This window comes from Limnochorda sp. (assembly GCF_047459355.1).
GTDB lineage: Bacteria > Bacillota > Limnochordia > Limnochordales > Limnochordaceae > Limnochorda.
Map to the genome: position 1 here is coordinate 1 of NZ_VSCV01000045.1, position 8,725 is coordinate 8,725.

Consider the following 8,725-nt stretch of genomic DNA (forward strand, 5'->3'; position numbering starts at 1 on the left):
CCCGGGCGGGTGGGCGGGCGGGTGGTGGGGGTCCTCAACGTGGAGAGCCGGCGGCCGGGGGTGCTCACCCAGGAGGACGTTCACTTGATGGCCACCATTGCCGACCACGTGGGGGCGGTCCTGGCCCGGGAGGAGATCCTCCGCTCGGAGCGCCAGGCCCGCCAGAAGGCGGAGAGTCTGGAGCAGGTGGCCGCCGTCCTCAACTCCACCCTGGAGTGGGAGGCCCTCCTGGACCGGGTGCTGGAGGAGCTGGCCCGGCTGGTCCCCTCCGACGGCACCTCCGTCCAGCTCCTGGAGGGGGATCGGTGCCGGATTGTGGCCATCCGGGGCTTCGACGGCGTGGACGGGCTCCTGAACATGACCTTCCCCCTGGGTGGGGAGAACCCCAACCGGCAGGTGATCCGGGAGCGGCGGCCAGTCCTTCTCCCCGATGCTCCCGCGGCCTACCCCATCTTCCGCCGGCCGCCCCACCACCGGACCCGGTCGTGGCTGGGGGTGCCGCTCCTGAGCCGGGGCCGGGTGATCGGCATGATCGCCTTGGATCGCTTCCAGCTCAACGCCTTCACCCGCGCCGAGGCCGAGACGGCCATGGCCTTCGCCAACCACGTGGCCATCGCCCTGGAGAACGCGGGCCGGTACGAGGCCACCCTGCGCCAGGCCCTCACCGACGAGCTGACGGGTCTGTACAACCGCCGCTACCTGCGCCAGGAGATGGAGCGGGAGGTCCTCCGCAGCCGCCGCTACCGCCACCCCATGAGCCTGCTCATGATCGATCTGGACGACTTCAAGCGGTACAACGACCGCTACGGCCATCCCGCGGGGGACCGACTCCTCCGGGAGCTGGCCGAGGTGATGCAGGCCGAGGTGCGGCCCACCGACAGCCTGGTCCGGTACGGGGGCGAGGAGTTTGCGGTCATCCTGCCCGAGACGGACGTGGACGGTGCGGTGGAGGTGGCCCAGCGCCTCCGCCGGCGGGTGGAGCGCCACCGGTTCCCGGTGGGGGAGGCGGGGGCGGGCCGGGTGACCATCAGCGTGGGGGTGGCCGCCTTCCCCCACCACGGCGAGACGGCCCAGGAGGTGCTCCAGGCGGCCGACCGGGCCCTCTTCCACGCCAAGCGGGAGAAGAACCGGGTCTGCCGCTACGACGAGCTGCCCCCTACGGCGCCCCGGGAGACGGCCCCCGGGACCCCTGGCCCCGGCCCGTAGCTGGGGGCCGGCGCCGCGCCCCCGCCCCGTGCCCTTGCGTCCCTCGCCGGGCCGGTGGTATCCTGGGACCGCCGGAGGGGCTGGGAAAGGGGGGAGTCCGGTGGCCGCGGAGCGGGTGGTCGCGACCAACCGGAAGGCGCACCACGATTACTTCATCCTGGAACGGTACGAGGCGGGCATCGTCCTTCAGGGGACGGAGGTCAAGTCGCTGCGGGCGGGGCGGGCCAACCTGCGGGAGGCCTTCGCCAAGGTGGAGAACGGCGAGGTGATCCTCTACAACCTCCACATCAGCCCCTGGGAGTACGGCAACCGCTGGAACCATGAGCCCACCCGTCCCCGGAAGCTCTTGCTCCACAAGGCGGAGATCCGCCGGCTGTTGGGCAAGAGCCGGGAGGCGGGGAAGACCCTCATCCCCTTGCGCATCTACTTCAACAGCCGGGGCCTGGCCAAGGTGGAGCTGGCGCTGGCCCAGGGGAAGAAGCTCTGGGACAAGCGGGAGGCCATCGCCCGCCGGGACGCGGCCCGGGAGATCGAGCGCCGGTTGAAACAGCGGGCTTGAGCCGGTATACTTAAGGTGCCCACGAGTCACGTGCATGGGGGCGAGTTAGGTTCGACAGGGGGAACGGGGAGCGGAGATAAGCGGGTCGAGGTCCCACCTGCTCGTTAAACGGTGGATTCAAAGACAACTGCCGACAATCAACCGGCACTCGCGGCTGCTTAATTAGCTGAGCCGCGCGCCTGACGGGCTCCGCCTGCCGAGACTCGTCGGGTGTCATCGGAGGCAGGCTTACCGGCCCTCCCCGCCCAGGGTGGGCCGGGACACTCCTCTGGGATAGCCCCGTAGGCATCCTGCCTGTGGGAGGCCGCGGGGCGAAGGTCATACACAGGCTACGCCCGTAGAAACTCCCCTCTCTGTCCTTCTGGACCAGGGGTGCGACTCCCCTGCGCCTCCACCAGAGGGCCCGGCCACCCGGCCGGGCTTTTTCGGTGGTTCTCCCTTCCAACCTTTCCCAGGCGAGGAATCTCGGAACCAACCGAGAAGAAGGTCCATCGTACGTCGGAAGCTTCCGGAGATGGTCCTTTCTGGCCCTCTTGGGAGCCTGCTTGGGGGGAGGCGCATGGGCGGGGCGGTGGCAGAACGGGCGGCAACCCGACGGACCCCTTGCCGGACGCTGCTGGCCTGGGCTGCCGGCCTCCTGCTGGTTGCCCTCCTCGCGGCTGGCCTGCCCGCCGCCACGGCAGCGGAGCAGGAAGCCCTCCAGGTGGTCCGGGTGATCGATGGGAAGCCCGTCGCGCCCTTCCAGGCGGTGGGGCACCGCTTGGGCCTCCGGCTGGCTGCGGAGCAGCCGGACCCCGATGCCCTCATCCTGGAGCTTCCCGACGGCCACACCCTGGCCGCCCGGGCCTGGCGGGTGGACGGGCTCCAGTATGTGGACCTGGTCTCCCTCGCCACCGCCCTGGGCCTCCGCCTCGACTGGGATCCGGCCCTCTGGGGGTACCGGCTCCGCCCCCGGGCCGCGCCCCAGGGCCAGGATGAGCTGACCCTTCTGCCCGAACGGGTCTACGAAGGCCTCCGGGGGCCCGTCGCGCAGGCCCGCTTCACCACCGTGGAGGACCGGGGAGCGGAGACCAGCCCCCTCCCCTACCCGGCCCCCTGGCACACCCCCAGCGGCGAGGCGGTCCCCCAGGGAGCTCCGCCCGTCGAGCCGGACCAGCCCGGGGAGCCCCTGCACCAGATTTTGGGCCTGCGGGTCTGGACCGACGAGGGCCGCCCCCGGGTCCAGGTGGAGGCGAGCGGTCCCGTTGCCCACCGAAGCCTCCTTCTGGCCAATCCGGCCCGCCTGGTCCTCGATCTGGCCCCGGCCCAGCTGGACCGGTCCCTGGTGGAGCTGCCCGCGGACCAAGACGTCATCCTCCGGGCCCGGGCCTCCCAGTTTGAGCCCAACGTGGTCCGGGTGGTGCTGGATCTGGCCTCGCCGGTGGGCTACCGGGTGGCCCGCCGGGAGGACAGCCGGGTGATCCAGGTGGAGCTGGACGAGTCGGTGGCCGGCTACCGCCTCTGGTGGGAGGGGGACCGGCTCCACCTGGGCCTGGACGTGACCGGCCGGGTGCCCTTGGAGATCCGCCCCTTGCGGGAGCCCGACCGGTTGGTGGTGGATCTGCACGGGGCCACCGTGGCCCGGGAACGGTACGACCGCCCCGACGTGGAGGGGGTCCGGGCCGTCCGGATGAGCCAGTTTGAGCCCCATGTGGTCCGCCTGGTGGTGGAGTTGGAGCCTCAGGCCCGGGTGGCCCTACCGGAGGCGGCCATCCGCTGGACGCCCGAGCCTGGGGGGACCCAGGCGGTGCGGGCGGGCGGGGTGGAGGTGGTCTGGCTCAACCGCCTCGAGGAGCTCCGGGTCCGGACGGCGGGAAACTGGCTCTATCTCGCCCTGGAGGCGGAGGAGCCCGTCCAGCTGGAGAGCTTCCAGCTCTCGGGACCGCCCCGGCTGGTCTTCGACTTGCCGGCCACCCTGCTGGGTGGGGAGCTGACGCCTGCGGAGTGGACCGTCACCCTGGAGGGGGCGGAGGGCCAGGAGGGCCGGCCGGTCACCTTGCGGCTGGGCCAGTTCAACGGCGGCCGGGTGCGGCTGGTGGTGGAGGCCCAGGAGCCTTTGGCCTTCCAGACCTACACCCTGGAGGGGGCCAACCGGATGGTGATCGCCGTCGCCCCGCCCCAGGTGGGCCAGCGGCTGGTGGTCCTCGATCCGGGCCATGGGGGGCTGGACGGCGGGGCAGGCGACGAGGAGCTGCCGGAGAAGACGGTCAATCTGGAGATCGCTCTGGCTTTGGCGGAGATCCTGCGGGGGCGGGGCTTCCAGGTGGCCATGACCCGCAGCGACGACACCTTCATCCCCTTGTGGGAGCGGGCGGCCCTGGCCAACGCCCTCAACGCGGACCTCTTCGTCAGCATCCACAACAACTCGGCGTCGGATCCCGCGGCCCGGGGGACGGAGACCTACTACCTGCCCAAGCAGCCCAACAACCTATGGCTGGCCCAGGCGGTCCAGCAGGAGCTGGTCCGCACCCTGGGGCGCCGGGACCGGGGGGTCAAGTCCAACAACTTCTGGGTCTTGCGGGACGCGGAGGTTCCTGCCATTCTGGTAGAGGTCTCCTTCTTGAGCAACCCCGAAGAGCGGGCGCTCCTGGCCGATCCCGAGTACCGCCGGAAGGCGGCGGAGGCCATTGCCCGGGGCATCATCCAGTACTTCGCGCGGCTGGCGTCGGGACCGGCCCAGGCCCTCAACCAAGCGGACTCCGCGGAGCTTTGGCAGCGGGTGATGGGGGAACCCCGCAGCGAATCGGGAGCCCAGAACCCTCGGTGAGGGAGGGGTGGAGCGATGCCGTACGATCCCCAACGAGGCGTGAAGCTGCTGGCTGTTCTCGCCCTGGTGCTGGGCGTGGTGGTCTTGGGCTGGCTGGGAACGCGGTGGCAGGAGGCGATCGACCAGCGGCTGACGCCCCAGCAGGAGATCCTGGTCTACTACGCCACCCCCGACGCCATGGGCCTGGTGGGCCTGCCGGTTCGGGTGCCTCAGGACCAGGTGACGCCCGAGGGGGTGCTCCAGGCCCTCTTTGAGGGGCCTCGGGAGCTGGCCGGGTACCGGAACCCCATCCCTGAGGGCGGGGAGGTCCAGTGGGTCCGGGTGCAGGGAGCCCTCGCCACCGTCAGCTTGAATCAAGAGCTGGTGGACAACCACCCCGGCGGGTCGGCGGGTGAGCTCTTGACGGTCTACAGCATGGTCCACACCCTGACCCAGCTTCCCGCCATCGAGCGGGTCCAGTTCCTGGTGGAGGGGCAGCGGGTGGAGACGCTGGTGGGCCACCTGGCCCTGGACCGGCCCCTGGAGCCCGACCCCGGGATGATCCTGGGAACGGAGGAAAGACTGGAGACAGGCACCGCTGCTGGCGAGGCCCCATAGGATGCGGCGCTGATCACCAGGTCCGGGGCCCGAGAGGAGGGCGAGGCATGGCAGAGGAGGCAGGCCACGAGCTGCTCCAGGCGCTGGCGGGCACCGCTGGCCCGCCCCGGGTGGCTGTGGTCGGCTTGGGGACCAGCAACCGGGCGGTCCTCCGGTGGCTCTTGGCCAAGGGCGTGCCGGTGATCGCCTGCGATCAGAAGAGCCCCCAGGCGCTGGAGGGGTACGGGGAGCTGGCCCGGCTGCCCCTGGAGCTCTGGCTGGGCCCTGACTACCTGGCCCCTGTGGAGCGGGCCGACCTGCTCATCCTCACCCCCGGCATCCGGAAGGATCTGCCCCAGCTGGAGGCGGCCCAGGCCCGGGGGGCGCGCCTCACCTGCGAGACAGACCTCTTCTTCAGCCTCTGCCCGGCGCCCATCGTGGGTATCACCGGCACCAGCGGCAAGACCACCACCACCACCCTGGTGGGGGAGATGCTGCGCCGGTCGGGAGTGCCCGCCTTGGTCGGCGGCAACATCGGCCGGCCCTTGATCGAGCTGGCCGAGCACGTGGACCCGGCCAGCTGGGTGGTCTTGGAGCTCTCCAGCTTCCAGCTGGAGCTCCACCGGAAGAGCCCCCAGGTGGCGGTGGTCACCACCCTGACCCCCAACCATCTCGACGTCCACCCCTCTATGGAGGCGTACGTGGCGGCCAAGCGGCGGATCCTGGAGTTCCAGTCGCTCCAGGATGCCGCGGTGCTCAACTGGGACCAGGAGGCGGTCCGGGCCCTGGCCTCCAGCACGCCCGCCCAAGTGTACTGGTTCAGCCGGGAGCGGGCGGTGGAGCGGGGCGCCTTTGAAGCCGACGGGGCCCTCTGGCTCCGCCTGGAGCCGGACCGGCTCCCCCAGCGGATCGTGGGCGTGGAGGAGATCCGCCTGCCGGGGGTCCACAACCGGGCCAACCTGTTGGCCGCAGCCGTTGCCGCCAGCCTGGCCGGCGCCTCCTTGGACGGGATCCGGGAGGTGGCCCGCACCTTCCGGGGGGTGCGGCACCGGCTGGAACCGGTGGGGGTGGTGGCGGGGGTGGAGTACATCAACGACTCCATCGCCACCACCCCGGAGCGGGCGGTGGTGGGCATCCGGGCCATGAACGACCGCCCCCTCCACCTGATCGCTGGCGGCTACGACAAGAGGCTGCCCTTCGAGCCTCTGGCCCACGAGGTGGTCCGCTCGGTGCAGCACCTCTACCTGATGGGCGTCACCGCGCCCAAGATCGCGGAGGCGGTCCGCCGGGAAGCACGCCGGACGGGGTTGCCGGGCCCGGCGATCCACCGGGTGCAGGATCTGGAGGAGGCGGTGGCCCTGGCCCGGCGGCTCGCCCGCCCCGGCGAGCGGGTCTTGCTCTCCCCGGCCTGTGCCAGCTTTGATCAGTTTGCCAACTTCGAGGAGCGCGGGGACCGCTTCCGGGAGCTGGTGGCCCAACTCGGTTCCCGCGGCCCGGCCGCCGCCGGCGGCGAGGAGGTCCATCCCCTGTGAACCATCCCACCGATCCCACCAAGCAGACCCCTGTTCCGGGGGGCCAGGAGGCCGCCCCCGGCCCCGCCCCGGCCCGGCCCGACGGCCGGGCTGATCACGAGCTGCGGCCCGTCCGCCTGACGGTCCAGATGATGAAGTACGCGGAAGGTTCGTGCCTCATCGAGCTGGGCGAGACCCGGGTGATCACCACCGCCACGGTGGAGGAGCGGGTGCCGTCCTTCCTCAGGGGCACGGGCCAGGGGTGGGTGACGGCCGAGTACGCCATGCTCCCCCGGGCCACCGAGGAGCGGACCCCCCGGGAGGCTTCCCGGGGGCGGATCTCCGGCCGGACTCACGAGATCCAGCGCCTCATCGGCCGGAGCCTGCGGGCCGTGGTCGACCTGAAGCAGCTGGGGGAGCGGACCATCTGGATCGACTGCGATGTCCTCCAGGCCGACGGGGGCACCCGGACGGCTTCCATCACCGGCGCCTTCGTCTCCCTTTGCTACGCCCTCCAGTACCTGCGGGAGCGGGAAGGGTGGGACCGGCTGCCCCTCTTCGATTTTGTGGGCGCCATCAGCGTCGGGGTGGTGGGCGGCCGGCCGCTCCTCGACCTGACCTACGACGAGGACTCCCAGGCTGAGGTGGACATGAACGTGGTGATGACCGGTTCCGGCCGGCTGGTGGAGATCCAGGGGACGGGCGAGGGGCGGAGCTTCACCTTCGACGAGATGAACCGCCTGCTTAAGCTGGCGGAGCACGGCATCGAGCGGCTCTTTGTGGAGCAGCGCCACGCTCTGACCGATACCATCCTGGAGAGCATTGACCAGCGTCTGGCCCTGGATCCTTCCGTCGGAGGGAACGGCAGGGCCCTACGGGAGGAGTGAGCGCCGGTGAGCATCCCGCCGCCTGTGCCCCCGGTCCGGGCGCCCCTGTGGACCCAGCGGGTGGCCCCACATCCAACGGAGAGCATCCTCCCGCCCCAACGCACCTTCGACTCGGAGGCGGCGCCCCGGCAGGAAGCGCCCGGCTCCCGGCGAGGCCGTCGGGGCTGGCTGGTCCTGGCCACCCGGAACCCGGCCAAGGTGGCTGAAATCCGGACCCTCCTCGCGCCCTTCCCCTGGCCCATCTACGGGCTGGACGCCTTTCCCGGCGCGCCCGACGTGGAGGAGAACGCCTCGACCTACGCGGGCAATGCCCTGGCCAAAGCCCGGGCGGCGGCGGAGTTCACCCTGGAGACAGCCATGGCCGATGACTCGGGCCTGGAGGTGGATGCCCTGAAGGGAAGCCCCGGGGTGCGCTCGGCCCGCTTCGCCGGCCCCGACGCCACCGACGAGGAGCGGAACCGGGCCCTGCTCAAGCTCCTGGAGGGGGTGCCCTGGGAGCAGCGGACGGCCCGCTTCCGGTGTGTCATCGCCGTGGTTCGGCCGTCGGGGGAGGCCTGGACCGAGGAGGGCGTGGTAGAAGGCTACATCACCACCGAACCCCGGGGCGACGGGGGCTTCGGCTACGACCCCATCTTCTGGGTGCCCCAGCTCCAGAAGACCTTCGGCGAGGTGGGGCCTGAGGTGAAGAACCGGCTGAGCCACCGGGCCCGGGCGGTCCGGAAGGCCCGGGAGCGCCTGCTGCGCGAGGCGGAAGACGGCAAGCCTTGAGGGGGCCCTTCGCCTCGACGGTCGTTGGGCTCCAGCCCGGCTTCCCCCGCCGGGCTGGGGGCGGCGGGGCGGTCGCTTGACCGGGCGACCCGCCGAGTGCTAGACTGGGAGCAGTCCTTCCACCAGTCGTCGGGGTGTAGCGCAGTTTGGTAGCGCGCCTGCTTTGGGAGCAGGAGGCCCCGGGTTCAAATCCCGGCACCCCGACCATGCTTTTCGGCCCCCGGAGGCGGTCGCCCCTAATGGCGACCCCAACCGGGGGCCGCGGCGCGAAAAGGGGCCGCCATTGGGGCGGCTAAAGCGCCCGGGGGCCTGAGCCGCCTCCGGGCGTTGGTGTCCCCCTGGTTCCTAGCCTTCCGCTCTTTCAGGCGCCCGGCTTCGGCCATAGCCTAGGCCTCTGGTCCCGAAGAAGGGC

7 protein-coding genes, 1 tRNA gene and 1 other RNA gene are annotated in these 8,725 nt (G+C 71.5%); all 9 read left to right on the forward strand.

Annotated elements, in window-relative coordinates:
- A partial coding sequence (locus FWJ67_RS10195) for a diguanylate cyclase (protein ID WP_414482780.1) occupies positions 1-1,206 on the forward strand: 1,206 nt, incomplete at its 5' end.
- Positions 1,207-1,306: 100 nt separating this feature from the next.
- Positions 1,307-1,765, forward strand: coding sequence for an SsrA-binding protein SmpB (gene smpB, locus FWJ67_RS10200; RefSeq protein WP_304174572.1), 459 nt, complete (start codon positions 1,307-1,309; stop codon positions 1,763-1,765).
- Positions 1,766-1,801: 36 nt separating this feature from the next.
- Positions 1,802-2,162: a transfer-messenger RNA gene (gene ssrA / locus FWJ67_RS10205) on the forward strand.
- Positions 2,163-2,324: 162 nt separating this feature from the next.
- Positions 2,325-4,571 (forward strand): N-acetylmuramoyl-L-alanine amidase, encoded by a 2,247-nt coding sequence (locus tag FWJ67_RS10210; protein WP_414482189.1) that lies wholly within the window; start codon positions 2,325-2,327, stop codon positions 4,569-4,571.
- Positions 4,572-4,586: 15 nt separating this feature from the next.
- The gene (locus FWJ67_RS10215; protein WP_414482190.1) at positions 4,587-5,168 is read left to right on the forward strand and encodes a GerMN domain-containing protein; all 582 of its coding nucleotides are present in this window, start codon (positions 4,587-4,589) and stop codon (positions 5,166-5,168) included.
- Positions 5,169-5,215: 47 nt separating this feature from the next.
- Positions 5,216-6,679 carry a UDP-N-acetylmuramoyl-L-alanine--D-glutamate ligase gene (murD, locus tag FWJ67_RS10220; RefSeq protein WP_414482191.1) on the forward strand — a complete coding sequence of 488 codons (1,464 nt, stop codon included), beginning with the start codon at positions 5,216-5,218 and terminating at the stop codon, positions 6,677-6,679.
- Entirely contained in the window at positions 6,676-7,545 is an 870-nt protein-coding gene (rph, locus tag FWJ67_RS10225; RefSeq protein ID WP_304174580.1) for a ribonuclease PH, read from the forward strand. The genes murD and rph overlap by 4 nt, the downstream gene beginning before the upstream one ends.
- Positions 7,546-7,551: 6 nt before the next feature.
- Positions 7,552-8,313, forward strand: coding sequence for an RdgB/HAM1 family non-canonical purine NTP pyrophosphatase (rdgB, locus tag FWJ67_RS10230; protein WP_304174583.1), 762 nt, complete (start codon positions 7,552-7,554; stop codon positions 8,311-8,313).
- A 130-nt stretch (positions 8,314-8,443) separates the two neighbouring features.
- A tRNA-Pro gene (locus FWJ67_RS10235) sits at positions 8,444-8,520 on the forward strand.
- Positions 8,521-8,725: the final 205 nt, after the last annotated feature.

Coding starts and splice junctions, on each gene's coding strand:
- FWJ67_RS10210 (WP_414482189.1), top strand. CDS start 2,325: ATGGGCGGGGCGGTGGCAGAACGGGCGGCAACCCGACGGACCCCTTGC.
- FWJ67_RS10215 (WP_414482190.1), top strand. CDS start 4,587: ATGCCGTACGATCCCCAACGAGGCGTGAAGCTGCTGGCTGTTCTCGCC.
- murD (WP_414482191.1), top strand. CDS start 5,216: ATGGCAGAGGAGGCAGGCCACGAGCTGCTCCAGGCGCTGGCGGGCACC.